At 65.5% G+C, this 17242-nt stretch carries 16 protein-coding genes; 4 read left to right on the forward strand and 12 right to left on the reverse strand.

Features of this window, described 5'->3' with window-relative positions:
- The 7 genes from atpG to R1L06_RS02825 form a co-directional block, all read right to left on the reverse strand.
- Nucleotides 1–864 carry a F0F1 ATP synthase subunit gamma gene (gene atpG, locus R1L06_RS02795; RefSeq protein WP_032129046.1) on the reverse strand — a complete coding sequence of 288 codons (864 nt, stop codon included), beginning with the start codon at nt 862–864 and terminating at the stop codon, nt 1–3.
- A 97-nt stretch (nt 865–961) separates the two neighbouring features.
- On the reverse strand, nt 962–2509 hold the full coding sequence (atpA, locus tag R1L06_RS02800; RefSeq protein ID WP_032129047.1) for a F0F1 ATP synthase subunit alpha: 1548 nt from the start codon (nt 2507–2509) through the stop codon (nt 962–964).
- Between the two features lie 44 nt (nt 2510–2553).
- Complete coding sequence (locus R1L06_RS02805; protein WP_032129048.1) at nt 2554–3081, reverse strand: F0F1 ATP synthase subunit delta; 528 nt, start codon at nt 3079–3081, stop codon at nt 2554–2556.
- Between the two features lie 2 nt (nt 3082–3083).
- Nucleotides 3084–3554, reverse strand: coding sequence for a F0F1 ATP synthase subunit B (locus R1L06_RS02810; RefSeq protein WP_005419512.1), 471 nt, complete (start codon nt 3552–3554; stop codon nt 3084–3086).
- A 106-nt stretch (nt 3555–3660) separates the two neighbouring features.
- Nucleotides 3661–3966 (reverse strand): F0F1 ATP synthase subunit C, encoded by a 306-nt coding sequence (gene atpE / locus R1L06_RS02815; protein WP_005411133.1) that lies wholly within the window; start codon nt 3964–3966, stop codon nt 3661–3663.
- A gap of 73 nt (nt 3967–4039) precedes the next feature.
- Nucleotides 4040–4840, reverse strand: a complete 801-nt coding sequence (gene atpB / locus R1L06_RS02820; RefSeq protein ID WP_010481316.1) for a F0F1 ATP synthase subunit A — start codon at nt 4838–4840, stop codon at nt 4040–4042.
- 31 nt (nt 4841–4871) lie between these two features.
- On the reverse strand, nt 4872–5237 hold the full coding sequence (locus R1L06_RS02825; protein ID WP_317216869.1) for a hypothetical protein: 366 nt from the start codon (nt 5235–5237) through the stop codon (nt 4872–4874).
- A gap of 462 nt (nt 5238–5699) precedes the next feature.
- Between R1L06_RS02825 and R1L06_RS02830 the strand changes: the two genes are divergently transcribed.
- A complete protein-coding gene (locus R1L06_RS02830) occupies nt 5700–6518 on the forward strand; it encodes a hypothetical protein (RefSeq protein ID WP_010481314.1) in 819 nt (272 codons plus the stop codon).
- 457 nt (nt 6519–6975) lie between these two features.
- On the opposite strand, the gene lpdA is transcribed toward R1L06_RS02830, so the two are convergent.
- The 3 genes from lpdA to R1L06_RS02845 form a co-directional block, all read right to left on the reverse strand.
- Entirely contained in the window at nt 6976–8784 is a 1809-nt protein-coding gene (gene lpdA / locus R1L06_RS02835; RefSeq protein WP_317216870.1) for a dihydrolipoyl dehydrogenase, read from the reverse strand.
- A gap of 107 nt (nt 8785–8891) precedes the next feature.
- The gene (gene aceF / locus R1L06_RS02840; protein WP_049399181.1) at nt 8892–10604 is read right to left on the reverse strand and encodes a dihydrolipoyllysine-residue acetyltransferase; all 1713 of its coding nucleotides are present in this window, start codon (nt 10602–10604) and stop codon (nt 8892–8894) included.
- Nucleotides 10605–10771: 167 nt separating this feature from the next.
- Nucleotides 10772–11287, reverse strand: a complete 516-nt coding sequence (locus tag R1L06_RS02845) for a DNA-deoxyinosine glycosylase (protein WP_049399259.1) — start codon at nt 11285–11287, stop codon at nt 10772–10774.
- A 186-nt stretch (nt 11288–11473) separates the two neighbouring features.
- Here R1L06_RS02845 and R1L06_RS02850 point away from each other — a divergent pair, with 186 nt between their 5' ends.
- From R1L06_RS02850 to glpK, 3 genes are all read left to right on the forward strand, one after another.
- On the forward strand, nt 11474–12109 hold the full coding sequence (locus tag R1L06_RS02850; protein ID WP_032129052.1) for an OmpW/AlkL family protein: 636 nt from the start codon (nt 11474–11476) through the stop codon (nt 12107–12109).
- A gap of 183 nt (nt 12110–12292) precedes the next feature.
- The gene (gene glpD / locus R1L06_RS02855) at nt 12293–13771 is read left to right on the forward strand and encodes a glycerol-3-phosphate dehydrogenase (RefSeq protein ID WP_317216871.1); all 1479 of its coding nucleotides are present in this window, start codon (nt 12293–12295) and stop codon (nt 13769–13771) included.
- A 79-nt stretch (nt 13772–13850) separates the two neighbouring features.
- On the forward strand, nt 13851–15350 hold the full coding sequence (gene glpK / locus R1L06_RS02860) for a glycerol kinase GlpK (RefSeq protein ID WP_125893384.1): 1500 nt from the start codon (nt 13851–13853) through the stop codon (nt 15348–15350).
- A gap of 95 nt (nt 15351–15445) precedes the next feature.
- On the opposite strand, the gene R1L06_RS02865 is transcribed toward glpK, so the two are convergent.
- Both R1L06_RS02865 and R1L06_RS02870 read right to left on the reverse strand, forming a co-directional pair.
- Nucleotides 15446–16240, reverse strand: coding sequence for a MetQ/NlpA family ABC transporter substrate-binding protein (locus R1L06_RS02865; protein WP_049399178.1), 795 nt, complete (start codon nt 16238–16240; stop codon nt 15446–15448).
- 26 nt (nt 16241–16266) lie between these two features.
- Nucleotides 16267–17238 (reverse strand): helix-turn-helix transcriptional regulator, encoded by a 972-nt coding sequence (locus R1L06_RS02870; protein WP_010481302.1) that lies wholly within the window; start codon nt 17236–17238, stop codon nt 16267–16269.
- Nucleotides 17239–17242: the final 4 nt, after the last annotated feature.

The following is a 17242-nucleotide window of genomic DNA, read 5'->3' on the forward strand; positions in this document are numbered from 1 at the left end:
TCAGACTGCTGCCGCGCCGCCGACGATTTCGGAGATTTCCTGGGTGATCGCTGCCTGGCGTGCCTTGTTGTAGACCAGCTGCAGCTCACCGATCAGCTTGTTGGCGTTGTCGCTCGCCGCCTTCATCGCGACCATACGTGCGGCATGTTCGGAGGCAACGTTTTCCAGCAGCGCCTGGTACACCAGCGACTCGATGTAACGCGTCATCACGTGCTCCAGCACGGTCGCGGCATCGGGTTCGTACAGGTAATCCCAGTCGTGGTGAGCGACCTGCTTCTCAGCCGGCGGCAGCGGCAGCAGCTGATCGAAGCTGGCCTTCTGCGTCATGGTGTTCACGAAGCGGTTGTAGACCAGGTACACGCGGTCGACCTTGCCTTCGGTGAAGGCGTCGAGCATGACCTTGATCACGCCGATCAGCGATTCCAGCTTCGGCACGTCGCCGATGTGGGTCACGCTGCCGACCATGTTGACCTTCACGCGGCGGAAGAAGGTCGATGCCTTCTGGCCGATGGTCACCAGGTCCACTTCCGCGCCCTTGTCCTGCCATGCCTTGGCTTCGCCCAGCATCCTGCGGAACAGGTTGTTGTTCAGGCCGCCGGCCAGGCCGCGATCGGAGGAGATCACGATGAAGCCGACCCGCTTGACCTGCTCGCGCTCGACCAGGAACGGATGCTGGTAGTCGGTGCTGGCCTGGGCCAGGTGACCGATCACCTGCTTCATCGCCTGCGCGTACGGACGCGAGGTCTTCATCCGATCCTGCGCCTTGCGGATCTTGGAGGCCGAGACCATTTCCAGGGCGCGCGTCACCTTGCGGGTGTTCTGCACGCTCTTGATCTTGGTTTTGATTTCGCGTCCGCTTGCCATCTCTTGTTTCCCGTGGCGCGGGGCTGCTGCCCCGCGTTGTTCAACCGTTTGTCATCTGGTCCAGCGGAGCCAGAGGCTCCGCTCTACAGGACCGCGATTACCAGCTGCCGGTGGTCTTGAACTCGGCGATGCCCTTCTTGAAGGCACCTTCGATGTCGTTGTCCCAACCGCCGGTGGCGTTGACCTTGCTGACCAGCTCGCCCTGGGTGTTGGCGAAGTGGGCGTGCAGGCCTTCTTCGAACGCCAGCAGCTTGTTGACCGGCACGTCGTCGAGGTAACCCTCGTTGACGGCGTAGATCGACAGCGCCTGGTTGGCGATCGACATCGGCGCGTACTGCTTCTGCTTCATCAGCTCGGTGACGCGCTGGCCACGCTCCAGCTGCTTGCGGGTGGCTTCGTCCAGGTCCGAGGCGAACTGCGCGAACGCAGCCAGCTCGCGGTACTGGGCCAGCGAGATACGGATGCCGCCCGACAGCTTCTTGATGATCTTGGTCTGGGCCGAGCCACCGACGCGCGACACCGAGATACCGGCGTTCACGGCCGGGCGGATGCCGGCGTTGAACAGGTCGGTTTCCAGGAAGATCTGGCCGTCGGTGATCGAGATCACGTTGGTCGGAACGAAGGCGGACACGTCGCCGGCCTGGGTTTCGATGATCGGCAGCGCGGTCAGCGAACCGGTCTTGCCGGTGACCTTGCCTTCGGTGAACTTCTCGACGTATTCCTCGGACACGCGGGCAGCGCGCTCGAGCAGACGGGAGTGCAGGTAGAACACGTCACCCGGGTAGGCTTCACGGCCCGGCGGGCGCTTCAGCAGCAGCGAGATCTGGCGGTAGGCGACGGCCTGCTTGGACAGATCGTCGTACACGATCAGCGCGTCTTCGCCGCGGTCCATGAAGTACTCACCCATGGTGCAGCCCGAGTAGGCGCTGATGTACTGCATGGCAGCCGATTCGGAAGCAGTCGCGGCCACCACGATGGTGTGGGCCAGCGCGCCGTTCTCTTCCAGCTTGCGCACGATGTTGGCGATGGTCGAAGCCTTCTGGCCGATCGCAACGTACACGCACTTGATGCCGGTGCCCTTCTGGTTGATCACCGCATCGATCGCCATCGCGGTCTTGCCGGTCTGGCGGTCACCGATGATCAGCTCGCGCTGGCCACGGCCGATCGGGATCATCGAGTCGACCGACTTGTAACCGGTCTGCACCGGCTGGTCGACCGACTTGCGCCAGATCACGCCCGGAGCAACGCGCTCCACCGGAGCGGTCAGGTCGGTGCCCAGCGGGCCCTTGCCGTCGATCGGCTCGCCCAGCGCGTTCACCACGCGGCCCAGCAGTTCCGGACCGACCGGCACTTCCAGGATGCGGCCGGTGGTCTTGGCGACGTCGCCTTCGCGCAGGTTTTCGTAGTCACCCAGGACCACGGCGCCGACCGAGTCGCGCTCCAGGTTCAGGGCCAGGGCGAAGGTGTTGTTCGGCAGTTCGATCATTTCGCCCTGCATCACGTCGGCCAGACCGAAGATGCGCACGATGCCGTCGGACACGCTGGTCACGGTGCCTTCGTTGCGCGATTCCGCGGCCAGCTTGACCTTCTCGATGCGGTTCTTGATCAGTTCGCTGATTTCGGAGGGGTTGAGCGTGGTTGCCATCGTCAAGTCCTAGTGCCGGCAGCGGGGCCGGACGTTAAATGAATTCAGTTAGCGAGCGCGGTCTGCAGACGGGCCAGCTTGCCCTTCAGCGAACCATCGATGACCACGTCGCCGGCGTCGATCACGGCGCCGCCGATCAGCGAAGCATCGACCGCGGTGGTCACGTCGACCTCGCGGTTGAAGCGCTTGCGCAGCGCAACCTTGATCGCGTCCAGCTCTCCGGCCGACAGCTCGGAAGCCGAGGTCACCGTGGCCTTGACCACGTGCTCGGCTTCGGCGCGCAGGGCGTCGAACATGCCGGAGATTTCCGGCAGCAGCGGCAGACGATGCGATTCGGCCAGGATGGCCAGGAAGCGCGAGTAGGTCTCGCCGTGGGACACCGGCGCCAGCAGGGCGACGGCGTCGTCACGACCCAGCTCCGGGTTGGCGAGCAGGGCCGCCACGCGCGGATCGGCGGCGACGTGGGCGGAGAACGCCAGGGCGTCCGACCACGGCGCGAACGCGCCTTCGTCGCGCGCGGTCGCGAACGCGGCGCGGGCGTACGGGCGGGCAAGCGTGAGGGCCTGGCTCATCCTTAGATCTCCGAGGCCAGCTCGTCGAGCAGCGCCTTGTGGGCGTTGGCGTCGATTTCGCGCTTGAGCAGCTTTTCGGCACCGGTCACGGCCAGCGCAGACACCTGCTTGCGCAGATCTTCACGGGCACGGTTGGCGGCGGCGTCGATTTCAGCCTGGGCCAGTTCCTTCTGACGGGTGGCTTCGGTGATCGCTTCGTTACGGGCAGCATCAACGATCTGGTTGGCACGTGCGTGGGCCTGATCGATGATCTCGTTGGCCTTGGTACGTGCTTCCTTCAGCGCTTCGTTGACCTTCTCCTGCGCCTGGGCCAGATCTTTCTGGCTGCGGTCGGCAGCAGCGAGGCCTTCAGCAATCTTCTGCTGGCGCTCTTCGATCGCGTTCATCAGCGGCGGCCAGATCTTGGTCGCGATGATCCAGATCAGACCAGCGAAGGCCAGCGCCTGCGCAAGAAGGGTGAAATTGATATTCATGGTTAGCTCGATCGCTGGTTTCGGGGTGGACGCGCCGCCGTAGCGGCGCATCCGGCCTTCATCCGAAACCGGGTGCATCAGCACCCGGTCGTCTCAAACCGCTGTATCAGCCGGCCAGAGCCTTGGTGACGGCGCCAGCGAAGGCAGCCGACAGCGGGTTGGCGAAGGCCAGCAGCAGGCCGACGGCGACCGAGATGATGAACGCGGCGTCGATCAGGCCGGCGGTGATGAACATGCGGACCTGCAGGACCGGGATCAGTTCCGGCTGGCGGGCGGCCGACTCCAGGAACTTACCAGCCATGATGGCCAGACCCAGACCGGCGCCCAGCGCGGCCAGGCCGATCATGATGCCGACGGCAAGGGCGGTGGAGCTCTGAATCTGCGCGAAGTTGGTCAGGACGGCGAAGTACATGGTTATCTCCAGGAACTTAAGTTGCTAAGGGTGATGAAACGGATGAAGGTTGAAACGCGTTGAAGCTTGAAACTCAGTGAGCGTCTTCCGACAGGCTCAGGTACACGATCGACAGCATCATGAAGATGAAGGCCTGCAGCGGGATCACCAGCAGGTGGAACAGCATCCAGCCGAGGCCGAACACACCACCGGCAATGGCACCGAAGAAACCGGCACCACCCAGCACCCAGATCAGCAGGAACACGATTTCGCCGCCGAACATGTTGCCGAACAGTCGCATCGCCAGCGAGATCGGCTTGCTCAGCCACTCGACGATGTTGAGGATCAGGTTGAACGGCATCATCCACTTGCCGAACGGCGCCGTCAGGAATTCCTTGATGAAGCCGCCCAGGCCCTTGGACTTGAGCGCGAAGAACAGCATCAGGAAGAACACGCTGATGGCCATGCCCAGGGTGGCATTGACGTCAGCGGTCGGGACCGGCTTCCAGTAGTGCACGCCCACCCATTCCAGCGGCTTGGCGATGAAATCGGCCGGGATCATCTTCAGCAGATTCATCAACAGGATCCAGAAGAAGATCGTGATGGCGATCGGCGTGACCAGCTTGCTCTTGCCGTGGTAGGTGTCCTTGGCCTGGCGGTCGACGAACTCCAGGCAGATCTCGACGAAGGCCTGCCACTTGCCCGGCACGCCGGCGGTGGCCTTGCGGGTGCCCAGCCAGAACGCGACAACGATCACCAGGCCCATCAGGACCGCGGTGAGGAAGGTATCGACGTGGATATGCCAGAACATACCCTCACCCTTGCCGACCGGCGCGGTCAGGTTGTGCAGGTGATGCTGGATGTAGCTGGTAGGGGTTAGAGCCTCGCCCGCCATGTGTCCGGAACCTTCAGTTAATTGAATTCTGTCAACGCCTGGCCATCGCCAGGACCTGGAACATCAAGCCGACGGCGATACCGGCCAACAGCGCCAATGCAGGCAGCTTGAAGACCAGGAACCCCACCAGCAGGACGCCGAAAACCACCACCCACTTGGCCACGATCGCAATGATCAGGCGAGCCATCGCCGAACCTGCGGCCAGTGCCCCACCGCCCAGTGCCATCCGTGCCGCCACCCAGCCACCGGCCGAAATGGCCACACCGGACGCCAGCGCGCCGAGGGCATACTTCGGACCAACCAGCAGGAAGGCCAGGGCCAGGACAGCCACTGCGGCCAGCGGGTAGACCGCGGCGCGCAGCATCAGTCGCCGACCCGTATCAACGGAGTTCAGCACAGGACGTCCCGCGTGGTTGCAAGTGGAAGGCTGAGGCGGCTACAGCAAGGGGGGCCTCATCGAGCCGCCAAATTATAGCAATGGGACAATTTGCGAGACAACCGCTGCCTGTTCATCCCGGGAAGCCGCAAGTTGCGGTAGCGCTTACATTTTTGCGTGCCACCCGGGGGACAATGACGTCCGCGCGATGTTGCGGCGCAGTATTGAACTTTGGTCGCAGGCCACGGAACTTTCGCCGCAGCGTGCCGGTCCGATCTTTCGACCTGCCTGCAGCAACCTCGTCGACGCTTCGCCCCGCAGGTCCCACGATGGCCCCGAAGCCCCGCTCCGGGGCCATCTTTTTTGCATCGTCGCGACAGCGCTGAACCGTGCACATGCCGTGGACCATACGTTCACGGATGGTGGACGGCGCCGTCCGGCACAGTGGTCTTCATTCTGATGAACCACTGCAAGGACTCTTCGATGCGCCCCGTACCCACCCTGCTCGCCCTTTCCCTGCTCGCCGCCGGCGCTTCGTTCGCCACAGCCGCCCACGCCGCTGAAGGCGATGACCGCTTCGCCCTGCGCCTGGGTGCGATGAACATCGACTCGGACAACACCCTTCGCGGCAAGACCAACGTCGCCGGCCAGGACATCGGCTTCTCCGAGGACTTCAAGCTGGGTGGCAAGGAATGGGAGCCGCGCATCGACGGCATGTTCCGCATCAGCAACCGCCAGCGCCTGCTGTTCAACTACTTCAAGTACGACAAGGACCGCCGCGAGACCCTCGGCCAGGACATCTCCTTCGGCGACGTCAACGTGCCGTCCGGCAGCTTCGTCAAGGGCGAACTGAAGTACCAGGTCGCCAGCCTGGTCTATGACTACTCGGTGGTGGACACCGATACCTTCGACCTCGGCCTGCAGCTGGGTGCCGAGTACGCCAAGGTCAGCACCAAGGCCTACGCCGATCTGGGTACCGTCTACGAAGGCCAGTTCCTCAATGAGAAGACGGACGGCGTGGCGCCGGTGGTCGGTGCGCGCCTGAGCTTCACCCCGTCGGAAAAGTGGATGATCACGCTGCAGGGCCAGTACCTCAACACGCGCTGGGGCAGCTTCGATGACTACAAGGGCGACCTGAGCCGCGCCAACGCCATCGTGGATTACCGGTTCACGAAGAACTTCGGTGTGTTCGCTGGCTACGACTGGTTCAAGCTCGACGCGGACAAGAAGGGCAGCGACGGCACCATCGGCCTGAAGCAGGAATTCAAGGGCCCGGTGGCCGGCGTCAGCTTCGTGTTCTGATCCCCCGCCCCTTCCACGGCACACTGCTCTCTTGGCGCGGCCTCCGGAACATCGGGGCCGCGCTTTTTTGTACTTTTTTTCCCTGCGTGCAGGAGCAAGAGCAGCTGGGTCGAGCGCTTGAGGGAGAGGGGGCTGGGTGCGAATGTCCCCCGGCGCTGGCCTGCGGCCGACGCCTCCTCCTTTACTTCGCACCCAGCCCCCTCTCCCTCCGCGTGTCAGGCGTCCAGGCGGCCTAGGCGGTGGCTCTCGACTGTCCCCGCAAGCCGAGCCGCTGCGCGGGTGGCAGGCGTTTGGACAAAGTAAAGGAGGAGGCGACCGCCGCAGGCGGACGACGGGGGACATTTGTCCAAACGCCTGCCACCCGCGCAGCGGCCCCACCGCTCGCAAAAATCCGGAGCGGAGAAACAAAAAACCCCAGCAGATGCCGGGGCTTCTCGTTCGCGAAGGCGCGGGCGCCTTACTTCTTCTTCGGCATGTACAGATCGGTGATCGTGCCGTCGTAGATTTCCGAGGCCATCGCCACCGATTCGCTCAGCGTCGGGTGAGCGTGGATGGTGTGGCCGATGTCCTCGGCTTCCGCACCCATCTCGATGGCCAGGCCGATCTCGGCCAGCAGGTCACCGGCGTGCACGCCGACGATGGCACCACCGATGATGCGATGGGTCTCTTCGTCGAAGATCAGCTTGGTGAAGCCCTCGGTGCGACCGATGCCGATCGCGCGGCCACTGGCGGCCCACGGGAACTTGGCCACGCCGACCTTCAGGCCCTTGGCCTTGGCTTCGGTCTCGGTCACGCCGACCCAGGCGATTTCCGGGTTGGTATAGGCCACCGACGGGATCACGCGGGCCACCCATTCCTTCTTGTGGCCGGCAGCCACTTCGGCGGCCAGCTTGCCCTCGTGCGTGGCCTTGTGGGCCAGCATCGGGTTGCCGACGATGTCGCCGATGGCAAAGATGTGCGGCACGTTGGTGCGCATCTGGCGGTCGACCGGAATGAAGCCGCGGTCGGTGACCTGCACGCCGGCCTTCTCGGCATCGATCTTCTTGCCGTTCGGCGAGCGGCCAACAGCCACCAGCACGCGGTCGAAGGTGCCCTGCGCCAGCGCAGGCGCCTGGCCTTCCTCGGCGGCGTCGAAGGTCACGGTGATGCCCTTGGCATCGGCGCTGACGCCCGAAGCCTTGGTCTTCAGGTGGACTTCGATGCCCTGCTTCTTCAGGCGGTCGGCCAGCGGCTTGACCAGGTCCTTGTCGGCGCCCGGCATCAGCTGGTCCATGAACTCGACCACGGTGACCTTGCTGCCCAGCGCGCTGTACACGGTGGCCATTTCCAGGCCGATAATGCCGCCGCCGACGACCAGCAGCGAGCCCGGCACTTCGGCCAGCTCCAGCGCGTCGGTGGAGTCCATCACGCGCTTGTCGTCCCACGGGAAGTTCGGCAGCTTCACCGCCTGCGAACCGGCGGCGATGATGCACTTCTGGAAGCGCAGCAGCTGGGTGCTGCCGTCAGCCGCGGTGATTTCCAGTTCGTTGGCCGAGACAAACTTGCCGACGCCCTGCACGCTGCGGACCTTGCGCTGCTTGGCCATGCCGGCCAGGCCCTTGGTCAGCTGGTTGACGACCTTTTCCTTGTACTCGCGCAGCTTGTCCAGGGTAATGGTCGGCTTGCCGAACTCGACGCCGAAATCACCGGCGTGGGCCACTTCGTCGATGACCGCTGCAGCGTGCAGCAGCGCCTTGGACGGAATGCAGCCCACGTTGAGGCAGACGCCGCCGAGGCTGGCATAGCGCTCGACCAGCACCGTATCCAGGCCGACGTCGGCAGCGCGGAAAGCGGCGGTGTAGCCGCCCGGGCCGGAGCCCAGCACGACCATTTCGCATTCGATGTCGGCCGGCTTGCCGCTGGACAGCGCCGGCTTCGGCGCCGCCGGCTCAGCCGGGGCGCGGTGCGACGGGGTCACCGGCGGCTTGCTGGCCGGAGCGGCCGCTGCCGGGGCCGGCGCGGCCGCCTTGGCCGGGGCTTCGGCGGCACCTTCGGCGTCCAGCACCACGACCACGGCGCCTTCGGACAGGGTGTCGCCGAGCTTGACCTTGATTTCCTTGACCACGCCGGCAGCCGAGGACGGCACTTCCAGGGTGGCCTTGTCCGACTCCAGGGTCACCAGACCCTGATCCTTCTTCACCGTGTCGCCGACGGCGACCAACACTTCGATCACCGGCACATCGCTGTAATCGCCGATGTCGGGAACCTTGACTTCAATCGTGGCCATGGTGGGTTTTCCTCGTGCCCGCGCGGCGGTACCGGCGGGCTGTCACTGCATCTGTTCACGCGGCCGCGCCAGGGGCGGCGGCCGCACGGTGGGGGCGAAGCGGTGCCTTACAGCAGCACGCGGCGCATGTCGGCCAGTACCTGCGACAGGTACGTGGTGAAGCGTGCGGCCAGGGCGCCATCGATGACGCGGTGGTCGTAGCTCAGCGACAGCGGCAGCATCAGCTTCGGTGCGAATTCCTTGCCGTTCCAGACCGGCTGGATGGACGACTTGGAGACGCCGAGGATGGCCACTTCCGGTGCATTGACGATCGGAGTGAACGCGGTGCCGCCGATGCCGCCCAGCGAGCTGATCGAGAAGCAGCCGCCACTCATGTCGGCCGGGCCGAGCTTGCCGTCGCGCGCCTTCTTGGCCAGTTCGCCGGTTTCCTGCGCGATCTGCACCACGCCCTTCTTGTCCACGTCGCGGATGACCGGCACGACCAGGCCGTTCGGCGTGTCGGCGGCAAAGCCGATGTGGAAGTACTTCTTCAGGGTCAGGTTTTCACCGCTGGCATCGAGCGAGGCGTTGAACTCCGGGAACTTCTTCAGCGCCGCGGCGCTGGCCTTGATCAGGAAGGCGAGCATGGTCAGCTTGATGCCGGCCTTCTCGTTTTCCTTGTTCAGCGCCACGCGCAGGCCTTCCAGGTCGGTAATGTCGGCCTGTTCGAACTGGGTGACGTGCGGGATCATGGCCCAGTTGCGGGCCAGGTTCGCACCCGAGATCTTCTTGATGCGCGACAGCGGCTGGACTTCGGTCTCGCCGAACTTGCTGAAGTCGACCTTCGGCCACGGCAGCAGGTTCAGGCCACCACCGGCAGCGACAGCAGCACCGCCGGCAGCCGGCACGCCGCCGCTGAGTGCGGCCTTGACGAACTTCTGCACGTCACCCTTGGTGATGCGGCCACCCTTCTCGGTGCCGTTGATCTGCAGCAGGTCCACACCCAGTTCGCGGGCGAACACACGCACCGCCGGGGTGGCATACGGCACCTTGGCCGGCAGCACGCCATCGGCGTTGAACTGCACCGGCGGGCTGGACGGGGTACCGGCCGAGGCGACCTCGCGGGCCGCCAGCTTGTCCGGCTGCGCCGGCACAGCGACCGGCTCGACCTTGGTGGCGGTCTCGGCGGCAGCCGGAGCGGCAGCAGCGGCTGCCTTGGTCGGCGCCGGCGCGGCAGCGCCCTCGGCCTCGATGATGGCGACCACATTGCCCTGCGACAGAGTGTCGCCGACCTTGACCTTCAGTTCCTTGACCACGCCAGCCACCGACGACGGCACTTCCATGGTGGCCTTGTCGCTTTCCAGCGTGACCAGGCCCTGGTCCTTCTTGACCGTGTCGCCGACGGCGACCAGCACTTCGATGACCGGAATGCCGGAATAGTCGCCGATATCCGGCACCAGCGCTTCAACCGCACCACCGCTGGCAGCCGGAGCGGCCGGCGCAGCTGCGGCCGGGGCCGGCGTGCTCTGGGTGGCAGCGGCCGGCGCTGCGGCCTTGGCCGGTGCCGGGGCGGCAGCGGCCGGTTTGGCCGCCTCGCCTTCAGCCACTTCGATCAGCGCCACGACCTTGCCCTCGGACAGGGTGTCACCGACCTTGACCTTGATCTCCTTGACCACGCCGGCGACGGCCGACGGCACTTCCATGGTCGCCTTGTCGCTTTCCAGCGTCACCAGGCCCTGGTCCTTCTTGACCGTGTCGCCGACGGCGACAAGCACCTCGATTACCGGGATATCGCTGTAGTCACCGATATCGGGGACAAGTGCTTCCTTGATTTCGGCCATGGGGATAACTCCGGCAATCTGGTGTAGGGAAACGTCTATTGTGCGGCCAGCGGGGGCCAGCGCCAACCGTTACAGGTGTTTTCAGTACTCACGCAGCCGGGACACGCTGTTGCTCATGGGTTGCGGCCGCGACCAGTCGGTAGCGTATTGTCCGGACGATGTCCGCTTCATGTCGCCAGTGCGTCGGCTACCGGCTGCCAGGCCTGGCGCAGCCGCGGCAGCGACCAGGCCGCGTTGGCCGGGCTGGTGGACGGCAGCGCCAGCAGCCTTGGCGGCGCCTCCAGGCCGGGCAGCACCCAACGCTGGAATGCCTTCAGCGATGCCGCACCGTTGCAGCCGATCAGCTCCAGCTCAGGAAGCGATGCGATCAATGCCGGCAGCGCATTGGGTACTTCCGTGCCACGCACGATGTCGGCATCCAGGCTGCCACGCCGCTCGCACTGACCGATCACATCCCACAGCCCCACACCGGCTGCCTGCAGTGCGCGCAGCCGTTGCGGGTACGCCAGGGCCACATCGAAGCCACAGATATCGGCCAGCACAGGCCAGAAGCGATTGCGCGGATGCGCGTAGTAGCGCTGCTCCTGCAATGACGCAACGCCGGGCATCGAACCCAGCAGCAGCACCCTGCACTCCATGTTCACCTGCGCTTGCAGGCCGATGCACACCGTTGCTGCGCTCACATCTTCTCCAACTGCATGAATGTCGCCGAAGGCCGAAAAGCCCATGAAAACAGGCTTTTCGCTCCAGTCGCTGAACAAGGGAAACTATTTCTTAACGTGCGTCGGATTCGATTCATGTTGGGGCGACTACGGTGTGCTCGCCCCGCAACCGGGGGCCCAAAACAAGAAACATTAGGAGATACCCCCATGCGCTCCATCCGTATCCTGAGTCTCGCCCTGCTGACCTCCGCCGCCTTCGCGCCGGCCGCTTTCGCCCAGGACAGCAGCAGCACCGACACCGCTTCGGGCAAGCATTTTGCCGTTGTTGGCGGCATCTCGCTGCTGGAACCGAAGAACGATCCGATCACCGGCGTCAAGAAGACCGATGGTGGCCCGGCGCCGACCGTCAGCTTCAGCTACTACATCAACGACAACTGGGCCGTTGAACTGTGGGGCGCTGCCGACAAGTTCGACAACAAGTTCAAGGGCCCGAACAACGCCCGCCTGGGCTCGGTCGAGCAGCAGCCGATCGCGCTGAGCGGCCAGTACCACTTCGGCCAGGCTGACAACGTGTTCCGTCCGTTCGTGGGCGTGGGCTACTACCAGTCGAGCTTCAGCAACGAGAAGCTGGGCAACGGCGCTGACACCGACATCCGCTTCAAGGATGCCAAGGGCGTGATCGGCACCGTCGGCGTGGACATGAACATCAACTCCACCTGGTTCGCCCGTGCTGACGCCCGCTACATGCGCGCCCGCCCGGACGTGAAGGTTGGCGGCGAGAAGATCGGCGAAGCCAAGATGGATCCGTGGACCGTCGGCTTCGGCATTGGCGCCCGCTTCTGATCCAGGCTGCACCTGCTTCACTGATGTAACGCGACGGGCCCTTCGGGGCCCGTCGTCGTTTCCGTCACCCGCGTTCTGTAGAGTCGAGCTTGCTCGACTGCCTTTCGTAGAGTCGAGCCATGCTCGACTCTACGAAAGGCAGTCGACTGACAGTCGACTCTATACACAGGATGCGGAGGCGCGATGCACGACGTCGACCTGCTGGTGATCGGTGGCGGTATCAACGGTGCCGGCATCGCCCGTGATGCCAGCGGCCGCGGCCTGCGCGTGCTGCTGTGCGAGCAGCACGACCTCGCTGCGCATACCTCCAGCGCCAGCAGCAAGCTGATCCACGGTGGCCTGCGCTACCTGGAACAGTGCGAGTTCGGTCTGGTACGCAAGGCCTTGGGCGAACGCGAGGTGGTACGCCGGCAGGCACCCTATCTGGTCCGCCCGCTGCGTTTCGTGCTGCCGTGGGAACCGCACCTGCGCCCACGCTGGATGCTGCGCGTGGGACTGTGGCTGTACGACCACCTGGGCCCACGCAGCCCGGCATTTCCAGCCTCGCGCGCCCTGGACCTTCAGCATGATCCGCTCGGCCCCTGGCTCTCCCCGGATCTGCGGCAGGCCTTCAGCTACGCCGACGCGCAGGTCGATGACGCGCGTCTGGTACTGCTCAATGCCCTGGATGCTGCCTGGCGTGGCGCACAGGTACATGTGCGCAGCCGCTGCATCGAACTGCGCCCTGTGCAGGGCCGTTGGCAGGCCGTACTGGAATCCGCCGATGGCCAGCAGCATGTGACCGCGCGCGCCGTCGCCAATGCGGCTGGCCCATGGGCCGGTGGCCTGCTGGAGCAGATGGAGGCCCGCAGCGGCGGCCCCGCGCTGCGGCTGGTACAGGGCAGCCACATCGTGCTGCGCCGCCCCTGGCCCGATGACAGTGCCTGCCTGCTGCAGCAGCCCGATGGCCGCGTGGTGTTCCTGCTGCCGTTCACCCACGATCATCTGCTGATTGGCACCACAGACACCGACTACCGCGGTGACCCGGCGCGCTGCAGCGTGCTGCCTTCCGAGGTGAGCTATCTGTGCGCGGCCGCCAGCCGCTATCTGCGTGAGCCGATCACTCCGGAAGACGTGGTCTGGCAGTTCGCCGGTGTACGTCCCCTGCTGGCCGACCCGGACCCGCGTGCGGCAACGCTGAGCCGCGACTACCGCCTTCAGCTGCAGTCCAACCCGGCGCCGGCGCTGCATGTGCTGGGCGGCAAGCTGACCACCTACCGGGTGCTGGCCGAGGAAGCGCTGAACCTGCTGCGCCCTGCCCTGCCACAGATGGGACCGGCCTGGACGGCAGGCGGAGACCCGCTGCCGGGCAGCGACTGGGGTGACGCCACACAGGCGCGCTCCCGCCTGCAGGCGCTGGCACCGTGGTTGCCCGTGGAGATCGCACGGCGTTGGGCCGAAGCCTACGGCAGCCGCAGCGCCGCCCTTCTGCAGGGTGCACGGGGCATGGACGATCTTGGAGAGGACTTCGGCGGCGGCCTGCATGCGCGGGAAGTGGCTTTCCTGCGCGACCACGAATGGGCCTGGGACGCCGAGGACGTGCTGTGGCGGCGGAGCAAGCTGGGGTTGCGGCTGGATGCTGCGCAGGTGGCGCGGCTGCAGGCGTGGATCGATAGACGGTAGAGTCGAGCTTGCTCGACTGACATGAAAAGCAGTCGAGCAGGCTCGACTCTACCAACACCATCGCTACCGGAGACGCTGCATGACGCCCCGCTACGTGCTGGCCATCGACCAGGGCACCACCAGTTCGCGCGCGATCCTTTTCGACCGCACCGGCGACATCGTCGGCAGCGCGCAGCGCGAATTCGCGCAGATCTTCCCGCAGCCGGGTTGGGTCGAGCATGACCCGCGCGAGATTCTCACCAGCGTCTATGCCACGCTGACCGAACTGCTCAGCCGCGGGCAGATCGACCCGCGCCACATCGCCGCACTGGGCATCACCAACCAGCGCGAAACCACCGTGGTCTGGGACCGTGCCACCGGACAGCCGATCCACAACGCCATCGTCTGGCAGTCGCGGCAGAGCCACGCCATCTGCGAGCGGCTGAAGTCCGAAGGGCATGAGGCGCTGATCCGCGAGCGCACCGGCCTGCTGATCGATGCCTATTTCTCCGCCACCAAGGTGCGCTGGATCCTCGACCACGTGGAGGGCGCGCAGCAGCGTGCCGAGCGCGGCGAGCTGCTGTTCGGCACCATCGACAGCTGGCTGGTCTGGAACCTCAGTGGTGGCCAGGCGCATGTGACCGACTACAGCAACGCGGCGCGCACGCTGCTGTTCAACATCCACACGCTGGACTGGGATGACGACCTGCTGGCGCTGCTGGACATCCCGCGCGCGATGCTGCCGCAGGTGCGCGATTCCAGCGCGGTGTACGCGCATACCCGGCCGCAGTTCTTCTTCGATCACCCGATTCCGATCGCCGGCATCGCCGGTGACCAGCAGGCGGCGCTGTTCGGCCAGGCCTGCTTCCAGCCGGGCATGGTCAAGAACACCTATGGCACCGGCTGCTTCATGCTGATGCACACCGGCGCGCAGGCGGTGCGTTCGCGCAATGGACTGCTGACCACCATCGCCTGGGGCCTGGACGGGCGCGTGGAATATGCGCTGGAAGGCTCGATCTTCATTGCCGGCTCGGTGGTGCAGTGGCTGCGCGATGGGTTGCGCATGATCGAACGCGCCAGCGACAGCCAGGCGCTGGCCGCGCAGGTGCCCGACAGCGGCGGTGCTTACCTGGTACCAGCATTTGTCGGCCTCGGTGCGCCCTATTGGCGAAGTGATGTGCGCGGCGCGATGTTCGGCCTGACCCGTGGCACCCGCAAAGCGCACTTCGTGCGTGCCGCGCTGGAGTCGATGGCCTACCAGACCCGCGACGTGCTCGATGCGATGCAGTCCGATGCCGGTATCGCGCTGACCGAGCTGCGCGCCGATGGCGGTGCGATCGGCAACGACTTCCTGGCCGGATTCCAGGCCGACATCCTTGGCGTGCCGCTGCTGCGGCCGCGGCTGACCGAGACCACCGCACTGGGTGCGGCCTACCTGGCCGGCCTGGCGGTGGGGTTCTGGACCAGCCGCGAACAGATCGCCACGCAATGGGGCCTGGACCGGCGCTTCGAGCCACAGATGGAGGTGGCGCGGCGCGAGAAGCTGTATGCGGGATGGCAGCAGGCCGTGGCGGCCACCCTCGCCTTCCACGTCGACTGACGGTAGTGCCGGCCGCTGGCCGGCAACCCTATGATGTTTGGGGGCGCCTGGAGATTGCCGGCCAGCGGCCGGCACTACCACATGGCCAGCGGCCGTCAGAACGCCGGCAGCACCGCGCCCTTGTACTTGGTCTCGATGAAGGCCTTCACCTGCGGGCTGGTCAGGGCCTTGGCCAGCTTCTGCACGCGGGCGTCGTCCTTGTTGTCCGGGCGTGCGACCAGGAAGTTCACGTACGGCGAGTCCTTGCTCTCGATCGCCAGTGCATCCTTGGTCGGGTTGAGGCCAGCGTCCAGTGCGTAGTTGGTGTTGATCAGCGCCAGGTCGACCTGGTCCAGCACGCGCGGCAGCATCGCCGAGTCCAGCTCGCGGAACTTCAGGTTCTTCGGATTGGCGCTGATGTCACGCTGGGTCGACAGCGCGTTGGTCGGATCCTTCAGCTCGATCACACCGGCCTTGTGCAGCAGGATCAGTGCACGGCTGTTGTTGCTCGGGTCGTTCGGGATCACCACGTCGGCACCTTCGCGCAGCTCGGCCAGTGACTTGATCTTGCGCGAATACGCACCGAACGGCTCGATGTGCACGCCGATCACCTTCACCAGATCGGTCTTGCGATCGCGGTTGTAGGCATCCAGATACGGCTCGGTCTGGAAGTAGTTGGCGTCCACCTGCTTCTGCACCAGCTGGTCGTTGGGCTGCACGTAGTCGTTGAACACGCGCACGTCCAGGTCCACGCCTTCCTGCTTGAGGATGGGCTTGACCACTTCAAGGATCTCGGCATGCGGCACGGCCGTGGCGGCCACCACCAGCTTCTGCGAGGGCTCGCCGGACTTGCCGCAGGCGGTCAGGGCCAGCGCAGCGGCGAGCAGGGGCAGCAACAGGGTCTTCTTCATGGGCGGAAGGGTTCTCGGGGGGAGTGTCAGGAGTTGTCGTAGTTGCTCAGGGCGAGCTCAAGCAGTGCCTTGGCCTGCTCGCGCAGCATCACCGGTTCGACGATCTCGGCATCCGAGCCGTAGTGCAGCACGTCCATCAGCAGCTCGCGCGAGACGCTGTACGGCACCTTCAGTTCATAGCGGCCATCGGCCAGGAAGCGGCCCTGCTGCTTGGAATGCCAGTGCTCGTCGGCCACCCAGCGCGCGGCCTTGGCGCTGAACAGGATGGTCGCCCAGCCCTTCGGCGCACCGGAGAAAATGCCGTAGCTGGCCCCGAGCTGCTCGTCCAGCTCGCTGTCGGCCACGTCGCGGGCGGTGCTGTCGATCACCCGCGCCTTGTGGATGCGATCCACGGCAAAGCTGCGCAGCGCCTCGCGGTCATGGTCCCAGGCATCCAGGTACCAGTTGTCGCGATAGTGGGTCAGGCGCTGCGGCGAAACGGTGCGCTTGGTCGGCTCGTCGGTGGAACGGGCGCGGTACTCGAACGCCAGCTGGCGGCGCTCCAGCACCGCCGAAGCCACGCTGCGGAAGCTGCCTTCATCGAACTTGCGGCCACGGTGCGGAATAACCCGCACCCGGTCCACCGGCCAGCTGGAAACGCCAGCCTGGGCCGCCAGGAGGCTCTCGATGCGCTGCTGCAGCGGTGCCAGCACCGAGGACAGCACGCCGCCTCCGGTCCGCGCCAGCAGGTGCTGCGAGGCCAGCAGGGCATGCAGCTCCTCCGAGCTCAGCCACAGGCCGGGCAGCTCGAAGCGGTCGCTCTCGTCGGCCTGGTAACGGAAGCCGGCTTCGCCGTCGCCCTCGATCGGTGCCATCAGCGCATCGCGCAGGAAGGCCAGATCGCGGTAGACGGTGGCACGGGAGCAACCGAGCTTGTCCTGCAGGGTCGCCACCGTCACCGGATAGCGTGCGGACTTGAGCAGACGATGCAGGGCGGTGATGCGTTCGTATCGGTCCATACCC

This window comes from Stenotrophomonas mexicanensis (assembly GCF_032911605.1).
Taxonomy (GTDB): domain Bacteria; phylum Pseudomonadota; class Gammaproteobacteria; order Xanthomonadales; family Xanthomonadaceae; genus Stenotrophomonas; species Stenotrophomonas maltophilia_A.